The following is an 18,506-nucleotide window of genomic DNA, read 5'->3' on the forward strand; positions in this document are numbered from 1 at the left end:
ATGTATCGACGCCTTCTCCTTTGCCAAGCCCTGGTGGTCGGCCTGAGTTCTCTGGCCGCGACGCCGCTGCGGGCTCAATCCCCCGATCCATCATCGGGCCCGGCATCCTCGCCTGACGCGGCAATCGTTGCCGCGCGCCTTGGCGTGCAAAACGCGCGAATCGGCGCGCAGGAGCAGGCAATAAAGGCGGCGACTCCGAAGGTGAAATACAACTTCCCGCCGCTGCCCGAACAGCGACTCGCCCGCGCCGAGAAGGCGTTTCGCGACGGCGAATACCCCCTCCTTCGCCCTCTTCTCGAACCCACGCTGACGCCCAATAGCCAATTTGACCGCGCCGAACAGGCCAACCAGGCGCGTATCTTGTTGGCCGTGGGGCTGTATTTCGAGGCCCAGCAGGTCACCGGCGCCGGGCCCCGAAAGGAGTTGCTCGACGCCGCGTCCCTTCAGCTTTTGGAGCTCCTGCGCGGCGACCCGTTTTATACGCTCAACCCGATGATCTATCCGGCCAGCGTGGTCGAGCTCTTCGAGACGGTCCAGGTCGAGCACAGCGCCGAGTTGGACGCGCTGCGCGCCAAGCTGCGCGAGGACTCCTCCCCGGATTCTCAGGGCCTTGAGACGGTCTATATCGAGCGAGAGGTCGACCGCTTTAGCTATGCCGTGAACTTCCTGCCCTTCGGGCTTGGGCAGATGCAAAATGACGAGCCCGTCCAGGGCACCCTCTTTGCCAGCGCGCAGGTGCTCTCGCTGGCGCTCAATATCGGCAGTTATTGGCGCGTCGAAGATCTGCGAAGCGATATCGACGGAAAATACGAAGCCGGCCGCGGCAACTCCGCCGAGCAGGCGCGCAATTGGCAGCGGATGCAATATGTCGGGCTGGCTGCGTTCGTCGGGCTCTACGCCTGGTCGGTCATCGACGCGCTGGTCGATTATAAGCCCTATCAGGTGCGCATTCGCACGCTCGACGCCCCGCCGCCCGAGCTATCCAGCGGCGCAAATGGCGCCGAGGGGGCTGAATTAAAGATAGGATGGAATGGCATTGGCTTTGCGTGGTAGGTTGGCCGCGTTAAGGCGCGCTGACGTCATCTAAAATCCCGACGCAGCTCGCCAGAGCTCATTTAGACCCGATTCGATCGAGGGAATCACGCCTCATGCCTATACTCAATATTACCTCATCCGATAGTTTCGCCGGCGGCACCTTTGTGTTGCGAAAGGTCCTCACGTCCATCGGCTCCGGGCGCGGCAATGACCTGGTGCTGGACACCCCGGAGGTCGAGTCGAACCACGCGCTGATCCAGCTAGTGGGCGACGGGTTCGAGATCCAGGCGGTCGCGCGCGGCTGCGAGATTCGGGTCAACGGGCGCAAAAAAAAGAAGGCGCGCCTGGCCCACGGCGACGAAGTTCAGATCGGCGGCGTAGACCTGGCGTTCTCGATGTTCGGCCCGGTCGAGGCGAGCAGCCAACCGCCCAGCCAGACCAGCCCCTCGGGCATCCAGAAGACCCCGGCGCCCAGCGACGCCGCCGGCGAGTTGGCCCACGACGAGATCGAGGGCTACCGCAAATTGCACCTCTTCTCGCAGAAGCTGCTCTCCGACTACGAGTTGCCCACCCTGCTGGAGAATCTGCTCGACGCGGTGGTCTCGATCACCGCAGCCGACAAGGGCTTTTTGATCCTGGTCGAAGACGAGACCTTCCAGATCAAGGTCGCCCGAAATATCGACCGCCAGAATATCGAAGACGCGGTCGCCCAGGTCTCAGACTCCATCATCGGCAAGGTCATCGACACCCGGGAGCCGCTGATCGTCAGCGACGCGCTGACCCACGCCGAGTTCAACAGCTCGCGCTCGGTCATCAACCTGAACCTGTCCAGCGTGATGTGCGTGCCGCTTTTGGACCGCGGGCAATTGCTCGGGCTGATCTATGTGGGCAACGAGAACTTCCGAAACCTCTTCGAGCAACGCCACCTGGACCTGCTCACCATCTTCGCCTCCCAGGCCAGCCTCATCGTCGCCAACGCCATCATGGTGCGCGGGCTTCAGGACGACAAAAAGCTGCTCAATCAGCGCCTCTCTGAGAAGCGCTTTGGCCGCATCATCGGGGCCTGCGACGCGATGCGCGAGATCTATCGCACGGTCGAGAAGGTCGCCCCCACCACGGTCAACGTCCTGGTCACCGGCGAGACGGGCACCGGCAAGGAGCTCATCGCTCACGAGATTCACCAGCGCTCGCCGCGGGCCAAGGGGCCCTTCGTCACGCTTAACTGCGGCGCCATCCCCGAGTCCCTGCTCGAGAGCGAGCTCTTCGGCCACGTCAAGGGCGCGTTCACCGGGGCGAGCGAGACGCGCAAGGGGAAATTCCAGGCGGCCGACGGCGGCACGATTTTCCTCGACGAGATCGGCGAGATGCCGGTGAATCTTCAGGTGAAATTGCTGCGCGTGCTCCAGGAGCATACCGTCACAAAGGTCGGCGCCACCGCCCCCGAGAAGGTCGACATCCGCGTGGTCGCCGCGACCAACCGCAACCTCGAAAAGGCCGTGGAGAACGGCGACTTCCGCGAAGACCTCTACTACCGCCTCAACGTGCTGATGCTTGAGTTGCCGGCGCTAAAAGAGCGTGGAAATGACGTCGTGCTCATCGCCAAATTCCTGCTCAATGAGCTGGCCGAGGAGCTTGGCTTGCCGCATAAAGAGCTGAGCAAAGAGTCGATTCAGGCGCTGCGCAAATACGCCTGGCCCGGCAATATCCGCCAGCTCGAGAACCACCTCAAGAAGGCGCTGGTGCTGGCCGATAACGCGATCCTATCGCCCAAAGACCTTGGCTTGCCGCCCGAGATATTGGAGCCGGTGATGCCCCTGGCTGACGCCAAGGAGCGCTTCGCGCTGCGATATATTAACGAGATTCTGCAGCAGAATGACGGCAACCGCACCCAGACGGCCCGCGACCTGGGCATCGACCCGCGCACGGTCTTCCGCTACCTCGAGAAGAACGACGCGGAGTCCTGAGCCCGGCGCCGCGCGCCCCATATGGATCTTTTTGTCAGTTTCGCCGCGCACCCGCGACATGGTTGTCGCAGAACACCCTGATCTGGGCCGCCAGGGCCCCGGCATTCGCGCTATCCCACGCATTGAGAGCAGATGGCACAGTTCGTGCAATATTGTCTAACCCGAGGACGACTTCCGGGCATTCTACTCGGGCTCGGCCTCGCCGTAGTGATGCAGGCAGGATGCGTCATGTCCCCGGACATTGAACCCCGCGACGAACCTGATTTCTCGCCGCGAATCGCGCCCCTGCCCCCGTACGAAAAAACCCCGGTGATTGAGGTCACACGCGAGAATTTTATCGATGAAATCGACCTCAGCGCCGCGCTATATGATGGCAATGACCATCGGGAATTACGGTATCTATTCCTCAGTGACGAGCGCGGCGACCCCACGGTCGCCAGCGCTCCGCTCAACGGAAAGCGCGGCGATGAGTATTATTTTGGCACCGTAAAGCTGTCGGTCAACCCGTGCACCGGTGATGTCACAATCCCGGGCACCGAGGTCATCACCCTCTATGTTTCCGACCGCGGCTTCTTCGCCATCTCGCCGAATCCCGAGGATATTGTCGCTGTCGAGGGCTCCATTATGGTGGCTTATTCATGGACCCTTAAATACGAAGCGGGCATTTGCGACACGGATTTCTGACGTCTTTATGTTCGGTTGCGCGCCAGTGCTTTGGATATTGCAGGTTTCGATTATGAATAACGCTCAAAAAATTAGCGCGCACAAGCGCAAGGGACGCCTCGCCTGGCTGGGCGCCCTCTTGCTGACGGGGGCGCTCTTCGGCGGGTGCGCCGCCGACCAGGACGCCAACGCGATGGACATGGCGTCGGGGGGGTGTGAGTCCAGCACCGAGTGCCCCCTCGACCAGGTCTGCCGGGCGAACCTATGCTCAAATTCCGATAGCACTCCGGCGACCCTGAACTTCCGATTTATCCCGCCGGGAAACTCCGATTACCTGCCGCAATACCACGAATTTGTGCACGTGCAGCCCGACCAGCCCACCGACTTTTTGCTGCGTCCGGCGCTCTCGGTGCGCAGCGGTGACACCGAAACCGAGGAGCATCCCGGCGGCATACGCTACGCTGGCTCGTCGCTCAGCGGCCCGGCGGGCACCCTGATCTTTCGCCCCGTTGACGCGCGCAGCTCGCTCTTTATCCGCGAGACCCATGTCGATTATGGGACCTTCCACGCGCGACTTAACCCGGGCGAATACTCGATGACCTTCGTGCCCAACGACCGCGAGGCGCTGCCCAAGAAGACCTGGGCGGCGCAGAAATTCACCAATAACACGATCTTATTGCGCACCCTGCCCGCCCCCTCCGAATACCTCGAGGTTACGGGCACGCTTGCCCGCGATGTCACCCTGCCCAGCGGGCAGTCCGTCCCCGGTCGCGCGGTGCCAAACGCGCGGGTCTACGCCCGCTCGAGCAGCGGCGAGTATAGCAGCACCGTCGCCACGACCGACGCCAGCGGGTATTTCACCCTAAAAGTTGAGCCAAATACGGGAAGCTACGACATCTTCGTGGTCCCGGCGACCTCCGATAGCATGCTCCCGTCGACCGAGCTCACTCAGGCGTTCGTCGCCGGTCCCACGGACTGCGAGTTGGCCGATGGCACGACCGCCTCGGCGTGCAACCTCGGCCAACTTAGCCTGGGCGCCTATCCCTCCGAGCCCATTGAGTTCGCGGTCCAATTGACCAGCCTCAACGGCTTTGAGGACGAGTTCTCGCTGCAAGGAACGATGGTTCTGGTGCACGGTGAGCTGGGAAATGGCGAGTTCTCGCATAAATATCCGGTCAGCCCGAAGGGGATCGCGGAGTTGGCGGTCTTCCCATCCGATTGGTCGAACCGAGAGCTTCGAAATTACACACTCGAGGTCGTCCCGCCGGCGAACTCCCCCTTTGCGCGCACCCAGATTTCGATGACCGGTGCGCTCGAAGAATCCGTGCTGCCGACATTTGAGCTTGGGCTTAAAGAGAAGAAGTTCGGGCGGCTTATCAGCGCAGACGGCGTACCGATCGCCAACGCCTCGTTGGAGTTCCGGCGCACCTCCGAGCCCATCGCGCGCCCCGAGACGGGCAATGGCGCCGAGAATAACGCCACCCCGGGTCACGACCCCAACGCCTTCGAAGATGCCGAGGACCGCCGCACCTTCTCGGTGACCACCGATGAGGACGGCTATTTCGAGGTCTGGCTGCTGCCGGCCGACTATAGTGTCGAAGCGATACCCGCGCAGAATAGCGGCCAACCGCGCATGCATCGTACCCTCAGCGCCGAGCATTTGCTCGAGGATGAAGAGATCATCTTCGAACTCCCCGAGCCCCAGGTCATCTTCGGGTCGCTCTTTGGCCGCCAGGAAACCGCGGGCAATGAAAAATTGCTCGGCCTCGGAGAGGTCGGCGTCGAAGCCTATACTGTGATTGATGGTCGCACGGTGGTGCTTGGGCAGGCGTTGAGCTGGCAGGACGGGCGATTCGAGATGGTCATCCCGGCGTCGCCCTGAGCGGCGCTTATTTCGCGCGCGTGCGAAGCGAGTCGCGGCTGGCGCGCAACATATCGTAAGCGTCCGGGCTCTTATCTTTGCAGCGAAGGAGCCACTCGCGGTAGCGCGCATCCCAATGGCCGTTGTATTTGGGCAACTTCGCGGACTCCTCGACCAGGAGGCGCGCCTGCTCGGGGCAGTCCATCTCCTGGCGCCCGCCCATCACCGCGTGACCGGTCTCGGGATCCCATATCTCGTTATGCTTAATACCCGAGGCGACCGCCACGATCATCGGGATGAAGATCAACAACCCGGTGCCCATAAAGACGACATATCCCAGCCGCCGCACGAAGCGGGCGCTTCGCTCTTTGACCTGCTCGACGGTCATCTCTTTGGGCTCTGACATAGTTCTCACTTGGGCACTGGGGGTTCGCCCGGGGTTTAAAATTTCGTAGGGGGTCTGCGACCGAAGTCGCGCCAGCGCGGGCCAAATTGGCTGGCGCCTAGCGCCCATAGGTGTACCCGATTGTGCGCGCGAAATAAACACGCGCGCCGGCCGGGTGCTGCCGGCCTTATTCGGCGGCGCCTTCCCAATTTCCGTCCTGCAGATCCATGACGCCGGGCATCGACTCAATTTGCTCCTGGGCGATGCGCCAGGCCATCTCGATAATCCAGCTCATGGAACGATCGTGACGCAGTGCTTCTTGCTTGGTCTTCTGGATCAACTCTTCCGGGAAATACAGCGTCAACTTCTTCTTCGCAGCCATGGAATTCTCTCTATACATCGGTGATTATAATGTCGTCGGTATTAAGCGGTTGTCGCCGGTTGTCCTACATCGTGCGACAATCACAGCACCCACCATAATGCACCGGCGCGCCGCGTCAAAAAATTTCAAACCCGAATTTCTGATCCGTTGATTCCGCCGCTCAAAAAGGCCAAATATGTTGACCCCCAAACGCGCCAAGATTCTTAAACCGGTCCTCGAAGAGCTCCTGGAAGAATGCGATTATGTGGGGCGGCGCAGCCACGATCCGGTAGAGTTTTCATGGGATTATGACGATGCGCGCGACCGAGAATTCGTCGCGCTGCTGTCGAGCTGTCTTGCCTATGGACGCGTGACGCTCTTAAAGCCGGCGATCAAGGCGGTCCTGGAGATCCTCGGCGATCGTCCAAGCCTCGCCCTGAACGACGTCGGCGCCGACGCGCTCAAGGCGCAGCTCGATGGTTTTGTGTATCGGATGAGCAGGGGCGCCGATGTGCTGGACCTTATCTGCGCGATGAGCGCGCTCCAGGAGGAGTTCGGCTCGCTCGAAGCCGCGTATCAGGCGCCCGCAAGCGGGACGCATGTCGAGTTGGCCAGCGCGTTCGTGCAGCGCCTGCGGGCCGGGCGCCGCCGCCCTGCCCTCACCCGTGGGTTTCGCTATCTTCTGCCGGACCCCGCCGACGGGAGCACCTGCAAGCGCCTTCTACTCTTCTTTCGGTGGATGGGTCGCGGCCCGGACGGGATCGATCTTGGGCTGTGGGAGAGCCTCTCGCCGGCCGAGCTGATTATGCCGCTGGATACCCACACCAGCCGGATGTGCCGCTATTTGGGGCTCAGCGACCGAAATAGCATCGACCTTAAAGCAGCGCTTGAGGTTACGGAGTCCCTGCGATTAATGGACCCTGAAGACCCACTTAAATACGACTTCGCGCTGTGCCACCTCGGCATCTCGGGAAGTTGCATCCACAAACGAAGCGAGGAGCATTGCCCCCAATGCCCCATCGAGTCGATCTGCGCGATCGGCAATTCAGCCGAGATTATCGGCGACGCCTGAGGAATCCCCGCAAGTTTTAGCTCAGGAAGCGCGCAACGAAATGACTTCGAAGTCGAGCATTTTGACGTCGGAGAAGAGATGCACGCAGACCACGCCGGCGGCGCAGAAGAAGAGAAAGGCGAGCAAAAATAGACACGCCAATTCGTACCAACTGCGTCCTTTTGAGATCACCGCGACCACGGAGAGCGTCAAGAAGAAGGCGATACTCATAACCCAGCCGACCAGAAACGGCTGCATCGTCGTGATGATGGTTAAGGATTCCAAACTACGCGGACTCGTCTTGTTTGAGATGACCGTATTGGCGGCCGATGGACTGAAGATTAAAGAAGTTAATCGTAAAATGTGCGACGATGGGCGCCAGCACATTGCCAGTATAGAGGTACATTGCGCCAAAGACCCCCCCAAGAATAACGGCCATGATCGTCCACGGCCAGATCTTCTTGAGGTTCGGCCCAATATGGAGCATGCCGAAGATAAGGCTGGCGAAAATAAGCCCCGACCAGTCTGCCCAGGGCCCGTCAAAGAGCAGCCCGGAGAAGAGTTGCTGCAAAAATCCGCGGAAGAAGACCTCTTCGCCGATGCCGCTGGCCAGCGCGAAGACAAATGCCTGGCTCATGCTCACCTGGCCCAGGGTTCGACCGAACTCGCGGCCAAGCTCGCGCGACCACTCGGTATAGCGGTCTAGCAAGCTGCTCACGCCGACAAAGACCACCCCAACCAGCGCGCCCAACGCCGCGTCGAGATGAAACGGCGTATCGTTCGCGTTATGCCAGACGAAGACATCCAACCCGCCAAACCAATGGGCGAGCAGCAGCGCCGCCCCGGTCAGCACAATATAGAACACGGTGATGACACCGGTGCTCGGGCTCCCAAGTTGTGGTGATGCTTCGCTCAAAATAGGTCTCGCTTGGGCCGTCTAAACCGTGTCAACGCGGCCAGGTGGCGCTCAATCCAATTGAGTCGGGTCGTGCCCCAGCAGCTCGTCTGCCGTCATACCGGCCTCGTCACCCTCACCGGACGCCTTCAAGAACGCATCCGCCTCGCGCTCCACGCTCGGCATCGTGATCAGCCCGCGGAAGCGAATATGCACCGCTTCCACCGGATAGAGGCGCCAGTCAATATGAAAGCGCTCGTCGCGGTCCTGGCGGAAGAACTCGTAGAGTTGTAATTTTAGGAACTCAATGCCCAATTCCAAATAACGCGTCGCGTCCCAGGGGCCGCCGGCGGTCTGGTCGGCCGCCAAAATGCTGGCCTCCACGTCGAGCTGAAAGGACTCGTCCACCCGGCTCAGGCGAATGCGCGCCCAGATATATTCGTCGGAGTGCTCCGCCTCGATATCGAGCTTTTCGCCCGGCTTTAAGAACGCCGAGAAACGCTGGGTCAACGACTGGCGAATCAACTGGCGCGAGCGTCCGCCGAGCACCTCGGGTGCCGGCGCAACGTCGCTCGTTTCATCTGACTTCTTCGTCATCTTCTTCATTCCCATCTGAATAGCTGCGCGCCGTAAATATCGGCGGCAGTAAAATACCGGACGACGCTCAAGTTCCACGCCGCTTAACGTCTGTCAACGCTGCGGTGTTCCCGAAACTACGCACGTCGCCCTAACGCATTCAAAACAAAGGATAATTAGCCGGCGGTGCGAATCCACAAACCTTCGAAGGAATCGCCCTCCGGGAAGCCCTTCATGCGCGGATAGTCCGACGCAGGCGGCGCGTTCTCGACGCTGCTTATCTTTCGGTTCGCGCGGTTGGCCGCGCGTCGCACCAATTTGGTGAGGCTGTCGCTCGGGCGTTTCTCATTGCGGCACACCAGGAGCACCCCGCCCTTGGCCAGGCGCTTAAAGCACTCGACGAGCAGGTCTTCGTAGTCTTTCTTGACCGACCAGAAACCCGAACTCCCCGCCGCGGCGGTGGGCGGGTCGACGATGATGCCGTCGAATTGCTCGTCGCGGCGTTTGGCCTCGCCGCTCAAATACGCGCGGGCGTCGTCGGCCACCGAATAATTGAGCTTGCCGGAGATATGATTGAGCCGAAGGTTATCTTCCAACCACTCCAGGTAGCGCTTGGAGAGGTCGACGCTGACGACCTCGCAGCCAAGAGCTGTCAGCGCCACGCTGAACGCGCCGGTGTGGCAGAAGAGGTTGAGCCAGCGCTGGCCGGATTTGGCGATCTTTCGCATCTTGCGTCGATTCTCGCGCTGGTCAGCGAAGAACCCGACGTCGATGCCTTCCCAGGGCTCGCACCAATATTTCAGGCCGTCCTCCAGACCCACCACGCGCTCGCCTTCGCGGGCGTAGTTGGCGCCGCGCTCGATGACGCGCGCCAGGCGGTCGCCCGGGCCAGGCGTCTTCTCGGCGCGGATATCCTCGAAATGCTCCACCTCGAGGATCATGATCTCGGGGTTAAAGTCGAGGATATTCTGATAGACGCGGTCCCTGAATCCGAGCGCCGTCGCGCCGGTTAAGGTCGCCCGAAGCAGCGGTCCGACGCGGTCGATCTGCAGCCCGGGGAACCCGTCGGCTTCGGCGTGGACCAGGCGGAAAAGATCGGTCTCGGCGGTGTCGCGGGTCAATCGACTGCGCGCGGCCAGGGCCTCGTCGACGCGCAGGTCGATCTCTTCTTCGAAGTTCTTGGCCGCGCCGCTGTCGTGGCTCCACAGGCGCGCGGCGAGCTGGCCGGGGCCTTCGACCAGCGCCCAGGGGCCCGGGCGCCCACGGGTATCCATCAGGTGAACGATAGTACCAGGGTCGATCGTATCGCGCCGGCCGGTGTCGCGGTCTTCGAGCACCCAGGGGTGCCCTTTGCGCGACAGGATTTCGAGGCTGCGGTCGGAGACCTGCAACTTCGCGATGCGCTCGGTGCGCGTGTCTTTGGGTCGCTTGGCGCGATCGGCCGCGGCGGCCTCGTCCTCTTCGACCTCGGGCTCGTCTTCGATCCAGACGACCGGGTCCTCGGGCCACCATTTTGCGCCGGCGTTCCAACTATGCGCCAAATCATGGCCGGTCGCGCCTTCCTCAACGCCCTCACCGCCCATATAAAAGAACGCGGCGGCCCTCAGTCGCAGCCCACCCTCGACCATAAACCCACCGCGCCGGGCATCGCCGAGCACCGGCATATCGTTGGCAGCAAGCAGGTCGAGCAGCCACTCGACCGGGTCGGGGACCTGCTCAAACTCACCGTTTTGGGGCATCGGCGTGAGCTGCAATTCGGCGAGCCCGTTGCGGATCGTCGTGGCGCTATAATCCACCGGGATCTGATGCGCCCCGACCAGCCGGCCCTGCGGCAGCGCCGGCGCGGGGACGAGCACCACCCAGGTGATCATCAGCGCCCCGCTTCCCCAGGTCTTTAGCAGCGTGTCGCTGGCCTTATCCTCAAGCCCGAAGAGCCAGGGTCCACCGCCCTCGGCCGGCATCTGCCACACCGGTGAGAAGCCGTCGCGATTGACCCCCAGGGAGTCGGCCAAAAAGAGAATGGGGTTCATCGGATCATCGCGGTCCAGCACCCCGGGCATGCCCACGGGCTTGTCCACGACGATCCAATCGTCGCCGCGCGCCAGGCCTGCGGCGCTCGGGATGCCGCTTGGCTCCTCGCCCGGGCCGACCTCGGCGCGCACCCGCGCGTCGCGGTCCACGACCTTGTCGGGCTTGCGCGTGATCAACTCCTCGACGCGCACCTTTCCCTGCTCAAAAGCCTGCGCGATCTGAGCGTCGGTGGCGTCGGGCCACGCGCGGTGCAGCAGCGCGGCGATGGTTTTGGGTTCGGCTTCGGCGGGGATGCGAAATTTCAATTCCATAAGGCTTCCAATTTAGTCCGCGTCGGACGCGGCCCATTTGCAGATCGGGCAGGTTTCGGCTTCGTGCCCACGCGCGGGGCAATATTCACGGCCGAAATAAATGATTTGAAGGTGACGGCGATTCCAGGTCTCTTTGGGGAAGACGGCGCAGAGGTCCTTCTCGACTTGGTTTACACTTTTACTGGTCGTAAGTCCCCAGCGTTTCGCGAGTCGGTGAATATGGGTGTCGACCGGAAACGACGGCACCCCGTACATCTGGGCCATCACGACCAGGGCGGTCTTTCGCCCAACGCCGGGCAACTTCATAAGCCCCGAGAGCGTGTCGGGGACCACGCCATCCCACTTCTCCACGAGCAACTCCGAGGCCGCCTTGATGCGTTTTGCCTTGGTTGGGGCGAGCCCGCAACTCTTAATCTGCTCGAGGATCTCCTCTTCCGATAGTTTCGCCATATCGTGCGGGTTATCCGCAAGCGCGAAGAGACCGGGCGTCACCATATTGACGCGCTTGTCGGTGCATTGGGCCGACAATAAGACCGCGATCGTCAGCGTGAACGCGTCGGTATGATCGAGGGGGATGGGAGGCTCGGGGTAGAGCTCATCGAGGATTTCACCAATTTTATCTGCTTTATCTTGGATATTCATGGGCGCCCTTCTAGTCCGTGTCGCCTCAGAGCTCAACCCACCAACGCGAAGCGATGAAATATCGGCGCCTGTTCCGTGGTTTTGTTGCCCGTCCGACCGCGCGATGCCGCCGCCCACCGTAGAGCCGCTAATTTTCGTGACAACCCGCCCCATTGGCCTACAATGGCACGGAGCAGCGTCCTCAACTCATTTATCGAAATCAACGTCTATCGAAATCAACGCCTGATAAACGTCTGCCTGCGTATCTATGCCCATTAATACGACCCGCAAAAATATCCCCTATACCGTCGATTATCTGCTCGGTTTGCTCTCCGACGCCAAGCTCTTGAGCCCCGACCAGGTTCAGCAGGTGCGCGCCCAGCACGCGAGCGTGCGCACCCGAATCATGCGCGAGCGTGTGGCGCGCGAGGGGACGAAAAAGGCGGCGCGCACGCGCGTGGGCCCGGCCGAGATTATCGCGGAGTTTCGCTTTTTGTCGCCCACCGGCGACCCGGTGGACCAGGACGCGATCGCGCGCCTGGTGGCCGCCGATGCCGGCATTCCCTTCGAGAAGCCGGACCCGATCGAGATCGACATGAAGTTGGTGGCGACCACGGTCAGCCAGCCATTTGCGCGCCACCACTCGTGCATCCCGCTGCGCCTGGAGAACGGCAAGATCGTCTTCGCCCTGGAGAACCCCTACGATATCGAGTTGGTCCGCCAGCTCACCGAGGTCGCCGACCAGCCGATCAAGATCGTGCTGAGCTCCAAAAAAGACATCGCCAAGCTCATCTCGGAGGTCTACGGGCTCAGCTCTTCGATCACCGCCGCCGAGCAAGAGGCGAGCAGCGGGCTGGACATCGGCAACCTCGAGCAATTGGTTCGCCTCAAGACCACCGGCGACATCGAGCCAACCGACCGCCCGATCATCAACGCGGTCGAGTACCTGCTCAATTACGCCTTCGACCAGCGCGCGAGCGACATCCATATTGAGCCCAAGCGCGAGCACACAATGGTGCGACTGCGCATCGATGGGGTGCTTCATAATATCTACCAATTCCCGATGGCCATCCACCGCGCGTTCACCAGCCGCATCAAGATGCTGGCGCGCATGGATATCAGCGAGCGGCGCCGGCCCCAGGACGGGCGCATTAAGACCCAGCGCGACCAGCATGAGATCGAACTTCGTGTCTCGAGCATGCCCGTGGCTTTTGGCGAAAAGCTGGTCATCCGCGTCTTTGACCCGCAGTCGACGATTAAAGATCTCAGCGCAGTGGGTATGAGCCCGCAGGAGGTCGAGCAATGGCGAAAATTCATCCACCGCCCGCACGGGATGATCCTGGTCACCGGCCCCACAGGCAGCGGCAAGACGACCACGCTTTATTCGACCCTCAAGGAGTTGGCCGGATCGGATGTCAATATCACCACGGTCGAAGACCCCATCGAGATGGTCCACGAGGAGTTCAACCAGGTGCTGGTGCAGCGGCGCATCGACATCACCTTCGCCTCGGCGCTGCGCACGATCTTGCGCCAGGACCCGGACATCGTGATGATCGGTGAGATTCGCGACGCCGAGACCGCCCAGATGGCCGCCCAGGCGGCGCTGACCGGCCACCTGGTGCTCAGCACCCTGCATACCAACGACACCGCCTCGACCATCACGCGCCTCATCGACCTTGGCATTGAGCCGTTTTTGCTCTCCTCGGTGCTCGTGGGCATCATGGCCCAGCGCCTGGTGCGCAGCATCTGCCCGGACTGCAAAACGGAGACAACGCTGACCGCCGAGCAGGTCGAGATGCTCGACATCAAATTGCCGCCGCGCTCGGAGCGCGCGCTTCCGGCCTATTACGGGCAAGGGTGCAGCAATTGCCGGGGCACCGGCTATTATGGGCGCACCGGGATCTTCGAGATGCTCACAGTCGACTCGGCCATCGGCCGGCTCATAACTCGACAGGCCGACGCGCCTGAGATACGAAGGGCAGCGCGCGCTAATGGCATGATTCCGTTGCAGGAAGGCGCGATTCGCAAACTCGCCGGTGGATTGACCACCTTCGAGGAAGTCATGACCATCTGCTCGGAATCCTGAGGAGAGCTATGAAACGACGATTATTCATCGCGCTGGCGATCCTGGTCGCGTCCACCGTCACCGCCCTTTTGGTGGCCGCCATGATCTGGCCGGTTATCAACGAGGTCGAGACGGGCATGTCGGCCGAATACCCCGAGATCCAGCCCCAATATTATACCACCGACCCGCAGCGGGTCTTCGAGGAGACGCGCGCCAGCGTCGAGTCCCTGGATGCCTGGACCCTGGTGTCCCAGGACGCCGCCCAATATCGCCTGAAGGCTCAGCGAGAAACCCAGGTCTTCGGGTTTATCGACGACGTCTCGATCCGCGTGGAGCCGGTCACCGAGTTTGTGACCCGCATCCACGTAAAGAGTGCCTCCCAGATCGGCAAGGGCGACTTCGGGCAGAACGCGCGCAATATCAAGGAGCTCTTCGCCGCGCTCGACGCACGCCTGGGCGCGGTGAAGCTCAACCCGGATACCCTGCGCAGCGACACCGCGCCAGCGGATACACCCGCGGATGATGAAAAGAAGGGAGCCGAGGGCGACGCCCAAAAATAGCCGACGCCCACGCCGTCGCACACGTCTTTGAACACCCCATAACGCGCGCACCCACCGACTTCATCCGGTAGGTTCGCGCGTTTTTCTTTGCCCCCATGGCCACGGTTTTTCGCGGCCCGGCGCGACTGGTCAAACAGCACTCCACCCGGGGCGACTTATGATCTCAATGTCATAGCGAAATCCTCCTTCTACCGCCCTGCGCGCCGCATTGAGCTGGCCTCATAGCCCGCGCGAGTCGCGGACGAGGTCGAGGCGCGCGCCTAAAATAAAACCCCAACCCGGCACGCCCCTTGCACTACAGATAAATTAGACGAGGGACTCGCCCCTATTGAACCGCCCAATCTGGCGGCGACCTTCTGAGTATGACCCCTTAGCCAAGAGCAGCGGCACCGTCAGCGCGGAACACGAGTGAGGAGTGATATGTCCCAGCGAAGTCTTGTAAAACGCCAAAACCTTCCAATCAAAACCTCTTCGAGTTCCCCGCGTCGTCGCCTCAAGAATATCTTGGCCTTCACGGCAGCGTTCACCGGGCTCACGGTCGCGGGAGCGATGCCGGCCTGGGCGCAGGGACCCCCCATTTCGGCAGGCGCCGAGGGCTTCGCCGCCCTGGGCGTCATCTCCTGGGTCCAGGTGACCTTCGCCTCGGTGGTGAGCGTGCTGGTGGGGTGGGTTTTAGCGACCGTGTTCCTCTGGGTCGCGGGGCGGATGCGCTGGGTGACGCGGCACCGCCAGAATCGACTCGCGCGCGCCTTACAGGTCGCGCTCGGCGGACTGCTGCTGATGGCCGTGCTGCTGCCGTACCTGGCCGAGCATCACCCGGTCGTGGCCATGATGCTCCCGCTGATGGGCATCGTCACGACGCTGGCGGTGGGGATGCGCAGCGCGCATGTGATCGACCAAAACCCCACGCTCTAATAAAAACGCCGCGCCCCATCCGGGCGCGGCGTCTTCATCGCAAAAATCTTTCCTCCCACGAGCCACACCCGGCGATTATTTCGCCGCGGCCTTGATGAGCTTGCGCAACTTGTCTTCGGTGTGCACGCCGCTGTCGGTGAAGGTAATCTTGCCATCGGGCGAAACGAGCACCAGCGTCGGCAAATGCGACACATTATAGGCGTTCATCCCCTGCCCATTATCGAGCACGACCGAGAAGGTATATTTATTCTGTTCCAGGTACCTCGCGACTTTGGCCTCGCGCCCCGGCCCGGCGTTGTCGACGTTGACCGAAATGATCTGCAGGGAATCGCTGAGTTCGGGGTCATCCTCGAGCTTCTGCACGATCGGCATTTGCTCGCGACACGGCGGGCACCAGGTCGCCCAGAAGTCGAGCAATACGGTCTTCTCGCCGCGGAAATCCTGCACGGCGAGCATCTCGGTCGAGCCGATCACCGGCAGCGAGAGCTCGGGCGCGTCTCCCCCGGTCCCCGGCCCGCCCCGCGACGCTCCGCGTTTCATATAAAGCGTGAAGCCGGCGCCAATAAGCACCAAAAATAAGATGGCGCTGATGAAGTTCTTCGTATTCTGATTCACGGAGTCACCTTGTTTAACTCTTGAAGATCACCGGGCTGCTCGGCCAGCGCGGGGCTATCTGGCGTGGCGCTCTCTGCGCCAGCTCGCCGCGTTTTCTTTAGGCCCTCAAAACGCGCGTTCGGCGTCATAAAATAACCCTGGGTCCCGACGCTTGTGACCGCAATATTATCCTCATGCCATAGCGAAATATAGGGCAAATCCTCGGCGAGGATCTGCTGGACCTCATGGTAGATGGCCTTTCGCTTTTCGACGTCGGTCTCGTGCTCGCCGCGCTCCAGCAGCGCGTCCACCCGCGGGTTGGAATACGCGCCGCGGTTCGCCCCGGCCGAGCGATTCTCGGGGGACGGGATATTCTTGGAATGAAAAATCCAGGTATAGAGCCCCGGGTCGAGCACCGACGGCCACTGCATGGTGGTTAACTCAAAATTTCGACTTTTGATATCAGAATAAAAGGTGCCCCACTCATAGGAGCGCACCGTCACGTCGATGCCAATGCGCGCGAGCTGATGGGCCATCAATTGCACGAGCGACTTGCGGAATTTATTGGCCGAGACCTTAAACTCCAACTTAAAGCGCGGCAGCGGACCGTCGCCATCCGGGTCCGGATAGCCGGCCTCATCGAGGAGTTTTTTGGCGCGCTCGACGTCAAAATCATAGGTCGCGACGTCGCCCTCATACGCCCAATGCCCCGGCGAGAGCATGCCAGTGGACAGACGCGCCAGGCCCCGGAATTTATATTCGATGATGGCTTCGCGATCGATGCCGTGGGCGATGGCCTGGCGAACCTTCGGGTTCTTTAAAATCGGGTGCTCAAGGTTGAAGGCCACGTAGGTATATTTGAACGAGGGCGCGGTCTTCACGCTCAGGCGCTCGGCGTCTTCGAGCACCGGCAGCATCAGGGGCGCGACGGCGTTCTGCACCAGGTCGGCGGACTTCCCGAGCATCGCCAGCAGCCGCGTATTATCGTCCTCGACGATCTTAAAGAGCACGCGGTCGAGCGCGGGTTGGCCGTCGTGGTATTTGTCGAAGCTCTCCAGAAGGTAGGCTTTATCGGCCTCGTTGCTCACAAATTTAAAGGGGCCGGCGCCGATGACCTTGCCCGGACAACTCGGATGCCCGCCACATTGATGCTTGGGGACGATACCCATCGTCAGGTCATTCAAAAACGCCGCGAACGGATCCTTGAGCGTGATGATGAGCCGCCGCTCGTCGATGACCTCGAAGCTCTTTATGCGCTTTGTGGTGCCCGCGTACGGGCTATTCACGAGCTTACTGCCGAGCTCCATATAGGTATATTCGACGTCGGCTGTGGTGAGGGGTTCTCCGTCGTGAAAATAGATATCGTCGCGCAGCGTCACCTCGTAGCGCACCGGCGAGGGCTGCTCGACGGACGCGGCGAGGTCGAGCTTCGGCTCACCGGAGTTGGTGTCCGAGGAGAGCAACCCGGCGTGCAAAAGACCGACGAGCTTGGCGCTGGCGTCGCTGGTGGCAAAGCGCGGGTCGAGCCCCTTGGGCGAGGAGTCGAGCAGCACGATAAAAGGCGGCGCATCGCTCGAGGCCGAATCACACCCGCCCAGGCTCGTCCCGAATAAGAGAACAGCGCCGAGCAGCAGAAATCGAGATAACGCGAGAGAAAACGCGGACTTATGAAAAGATAGTTGCATCGCGAACCTAAAAGAAAAACGTCACCCAGGCGCAAAACGCCCGGCCCCGAGTATAACGCCGGAGGCGGCCTAGATGCACGGACCATTTCAGCGCATTTCTGAGCCGCGGGCAACAGCAGCGGACGAAATCTTCGGATTGGCCACGTCGTGTCGGTGCGCAGATTTAAGCCTAACGATACGAAATTGCCGCGCGCAAACGCCTCGCCGCGTTCGGGACGCGCGATTAAAAGAGCAAATAGCAACTTATCCAAAGGGGGGAACCATGGCCGATATTTCGCATACACCGGCTCAACCTGCGCGCCGCCACGCACCGCTTCGGCCTGCGCTGGGTGCGCTTTCGCTGGCGGCGGCGTTACTCGGCGCCGGGGTGCTTCTCTCGGGGTGCGAGCAACTCGCCTCGGCCCAGACGCTGCCGGTGATGGACGCCTACGGCCCCAGCGACGCGGGCATAATCACGCCGCCGGCGGACGTGGGCACCCAGGAGAATACGCTGCCCAATTTCGACTCCGCCGATGTCGGGGCCTCTGACTTTAGCCCACCCGAGGCCGACGAGCCCGAGTTCGAGTTGCCCGACTTTAGCCCGCCGCCGACCAATTCACCGCTACTCGCGCCTCCGAGCCTGCAAAATTCGACCTCCCAGGAGTCGGCGCCGGAAGAGCCTGAGTCACAGAACACACCGCCCCCCGCCGGCGAGGATAGCGAGCGTGAGCTATTGCGCGCGCCGACGCGTGGCAGCGGCAAGAATACCCCGCCGGATTATATGATTCGTCGACGCCCCAAACCGGCCTAATGTCCGATCAGGATGGTGCGCGATGTTAACGCGCGCCCCAAAATCAGCGCGATGTCGCCTTCACTCTTGGCCTTGGGTGTTCACCATTACTCCAGTTATTGCTAGGTATAAGAAATACGCCCCTCTTTTGATTGGAGACCCTA

18 protein-coding genes are annotated in these 18,506 nt (G+C 61.5%); 9 read left to right on the plus strand and 9 right to left on the minus strand.

The features are described 5' to 3' along the window. The 4 genes from DN745_RS09645 to DN745_RS09660 all read left to right on the plus strand — a co-directional run bounded on the left by DN745_RS09645 (nt 1) and on the right by DN745_RS09660 (nt 5,544). Nucleotides 1-1,053, plus strand: a complete 1,053-nt coding sequence (locus DN745_RS09645) for a hypothetical protein (protein ID WP_133621810.1) — start codon at nt 1-3, stop codon at nt 1,051-1,053. Between the two features lie 95 nt (nt 1,054-1,148). Continuing rightward, a complete protein-coding gene (locus tag DN745_RS09650; RefSeq protein WP_111334358.1) occupies nt 1,149-2,999 on the plus strand; it encodes a sigma 54-interacting transcriptional regulator in 1,851 nt (616 codons plus the stop codon). 132 nt (nt 3,000-3,131) lie between these two features. Continuing rightward, complete coding sequence (locus tag DN745_RS09655; protein ID WP_133621809.1) at nt 3,132-3,683, plus strand: hypothetical protein; 552 nt, start codon at nt 3,132-3,134, stop codon at nt 3,681-3,683. 52 nt (nt 3,684-3,735) lie between these two features. Further along, entirely contained in the window at nt 3,736-5,544 is a 1,809-nt protein-coding gene (locus DN745_RS09660) for a carboxypeptidase-like regulatory domain-containing protein (RefSeq protein WP_111334362.1), read from the plus strand. Nucleotides 5,545-5,551: 7 nt separating this feature from the next. Here the strand turns inward: DN745_RS09660 and DN745_RS09665 are convergent, their stop codons facing one another. Further along, nucleotides 5,552-5,929, minus strand: a complete 378-nt coding sequence (locus tag DN745_RS09665; RefSeq protein ID WP_111334364.1) for a hypothetical protein — start codon at nt 5,927-5,929, stop codon at nt 5,552-5,554. Nucleotides 5,930-6,095: 166 nt separating this feature from the next. Then, nucleotides 6,096-6,290 carry a TIGR04563 family protein gene (locus DN745_RS09670; protein ID WP_111334366.1) on the minus strand — a complete coding sequence of 65 codons (195 nt, stop codon included), beginning with the start codon at nt 6,288-6,290 and terminating at the stop codon, nt 6,096-6,098. Nucleotides 6,291-6,465: 175 nt separating this feature from the next. Here DN745_RS09670 and DN745_RS09675 point away from each other — a divergent pair, with 175 nt between their 5' ends. Next, on the plus strand, nt 6,466-7,341 hold the full coding sequence (locus tag DN745_RS09675; protein ID WP_111334368.1) for a TIGR02757 family protein: 876 nt from the start codon (nt 6,466-6,468) through the stop codon (nt 7,339-7,341). Between the two features lie 21 nt (nt 7,342-7,362). Here the strand turns inward: DN745_RS09675 and DN745_RS09680 are convergent, their stop codons facing one another. The 5 genes from DN745_RS09680 to nth all read right to left on the minus strand — a co-directional run bounded on the left by DN745_RS09680 (nt 7,363) and on the right by nth (nt 11,775). Beyond that, complete coding sequence (locus tag DN745_RS09680; RefSeq protein WP_111334370.1) at nt 7,363-7,605, minus strand: hypothetical protein; 243 nt, start codon at nt 7,603-7,605, stop codon at nt 7,363-7,365. A 1-nt stretch (nt 7,606) separates the two neighbouring features. Next, nucleotides 7,607-8,236, minus strand: coding sequence for a CPBP family intramembrane glutamic endopeptidase (locus DN745_RS09685; RefSeq protein ID WP_133621808.1), 630 nt, complete (start codon nt 8,234-8,236; stop codon nt 7,607-7,609). A gap of 51 nt (nt 8,237-8,287) precedes the next feature. After that, on the minus strand, nt 8,288-8,812 hold the full coding sequence (locus DN745_RS09690; RefSeq protein ID WP_133621807.1) for a hypothetical protein: 525 nt from the start codon (nt 8,810-8,812) through the stop codon (nt 8,288-8,290). A 155-nt stretch (nt 8,813-8,967) separates the two neighbouring features. Beyond that, nucleotides 8,968-11,133 carry a class I SAM-dependent rRNA methyltransferase gene (locus DN745_RS09695; RefSeq protein ID WP_111334376.1) on the minus strand — a complete coding sequence of 722 codons (2,166 nt, stop codon included), beginning with the start codon at nt 11,131-11,133 and terminating at the stop codon, nt 8,968-8,970. 12 nt (nt 11,134-11,145) lie between these two features. Beyond that, nucleotides 11,146-11,775, minus strand: coding sequence for an endonuclease III (gene nth / locus DN745_RS09700; RefSeq protein WP_111334378.1), 630 nt, complete (start codon nt 11,773-11,775; stop codon nt 11,146-11,148). 247 nt (nt 11,776-12,022) lie between these two features. Here nth and DN745_RS09705 point away from each other — a divergent pair, with 247 nt between their 5' ends. From DN745_RS09705 to DN745_RS09715, 3 genes are all read left to right on the plus strand, one after another. Further along, nucleotides 12,023-13,840, plus strand: a complete 1,818-nt coding sequence (locus DN745_RS09705; protein ID WP_111334380.1) for a GspE/PulE family protein — start codon at nt 12,023-12,025, stop codon at nt 13,838-13,840. An 8-nt stretch (nt 13,841-13,848) separates the two neighbouring features. Continuing rightward, on the plus strand, nt 13,849-14,379 hold the full coding sequence (locus DN745_RS09710; RefSeq protein ID WP_111334382.1) for a DUF1499 domain-containing protein: 531 nt from the start codon (nt 13,849-13,851) through the stop codon (nt 14,377-14,379). A 420-nt stretch (nt 14,380-14,799) separates the two neighbouring features. Then, nucleotides 14,800-15,294 (plus strand): hypothetical protein, encoded by a 495-nt coding sequence (locus tag DN745_RS09715; RefSeq protein WP_133621806.1) that lies wholly within the window; start codon nt 14,800-14,802, stop codon nt 15,292-15,294. A 75-nt stretch (nt 15,295-15,369) separates the two neighbouring features. On the opposite strand, the gene DN745_RS09720 is transcribed toward DN745_RS09715, so the two are convergent. Further along, entirely contained in the window at nt 15,370-15,909 is a 540-nt protein-coding gene (locus DN745_RS09720; protein WP_111334386.1) for a TlpA family protein disulfide reductase, read from the minus strand. Then, complete coding sequence (locus DN745_RS09725; protein ID WP_111334388.1) at nt 15,906-17,573, minus strand: ABC transporter substrate-binding protein; 1,668 nt, start codon at nt 17,571-17,573, stop codon at nt 15,906-15,908. The genes DN745_RS09720 and DN745_RS09725 overlap by 4 nt, the downstream gene beginning before the upstream one ends. A gap of 262 nt (nt 17,574-17,835) precedes the next feature. Between DN745_RS09725 and DN745_RS09730 the strand changes: the two genes are divergently transcribed. Beyond that, entirely contained in the window at nt 17,836-18,363 is a 528-nt protein-coding gene (locus tag DN745_RS09730) for a hypothetical protein (protein ID WP_133621805.1), read from the plus strand. Nucleotides 18,364-18,506: the final 143 nt, after the last annotated feature.

This window comes from Bradymonas sediminis, from assembly GCF_003258315.1.
Taxonomy (GTDB): domain Bacteria; phylum Myxococcota_A; class Bradymonadia; order Bradymonadales; family Bradymonadaceae; genus Bradymonas; species Bradymonas sediminis.

Coding starts and splice junctions, on each gene's coding strand:
- DN745_RS09645 (WP_133621810.1), top strand. CDS start 1: ATGTATCGACGCCTTCTCCTTTGCCAAGCCCTGGTGGTCGGCCTGAGT.
- DN745_RS09650 (WP_111334358.1), top strand. CDS start 1,149: ATGCCTATACTCAATATTACCTCATCCGATAGTTTCGCCGGCGGCACC.
- DN745_RS09655 (WP_133621809.1), top strand. CDS start 3,132: ATGGCACAGTTCGTGCAATATTGTCTAACCCGAGGACGACTTCCGGGC.
- DN745_RS09660 (WP_111334362.1), top strand. CDS start 3,736: ATGAATAACGCTCAAAAAATTAGCGCGCACAAGCGCAAGGGACGCCTC.
- DN745_RS09665 (WP_111334364.1), bottom strand. CDS start 5,929: ATGTCAGAGCCCAAAGAGATGACCGTCGAGCAGGTCAAAGAGCGAAGC.
- DN745_RS09670 (WP_111334366.1), bottom strand. CDS start 6,290: ATGGCTGCGAAGAAGAAGTTGACGCTGTATTTCCCGGAAGAGTTGATC.
- DN745_RS09675 (WP_111334368.1), top strand. CDS start 6,466: ATGTTGACCCCCAAACGCGCCAAGATTCTTAAACCGGTCCTCGAAGAG.
- DN745_RS09690 (WP_133621807.1), bottom strand. CDS start 8,812: ATGACGAAGAAGTCAGATGAAACGAGCGACGTTGCGCCGGCACCCGAG.
- DN745_RS09695 (WP_111334376.1), bottom strand. CDS start 11,133: ATGGAATTGAAATTTCGCATCCCCGCCGAAGCCGAACCCAAAACCATC.
- nth (WP_111334378.1), bottom strand. CDS start 11,775: ATGAATATCCAAGATAAAGCAGATAAAATTGGTGAAATCCTCGATGAG.
- DN745_RS09705 (WP_111334380.1), top strand. CDS start 12,023: ATGCCCATTAATACGACCCGCAAAAATATCCCCTATACCGTCGATTAT.
- DN745_RS09710 (WP_111334382.1), top strand. CDS start 13,849: ATGAAACGACGATTATTCATCGCGCTGGCGATCCTGGTCGCGTCCACC.
- DN745_RS09715 (WP_133621806.1), top strand. CDS start 14,800: ATGTCCCAGCGAAGTCTTGTAAAACGCCAAAACCTTCCAATCAAAACC.
- DN745_RS09725 (WP_111334388.1), bottom strand. CDS start 17,573: ATGCAACTATCTTTTCATAAGTCCGCGTTTTCTCTCGCGTTATCTCGA.
- DN745_RS09730 (WP_133621805.1), top strand. CDS start 17,836: ATGGCCGATATTTCGCATACACCGGCTCAACCTGCGCGCCGCCACGCA.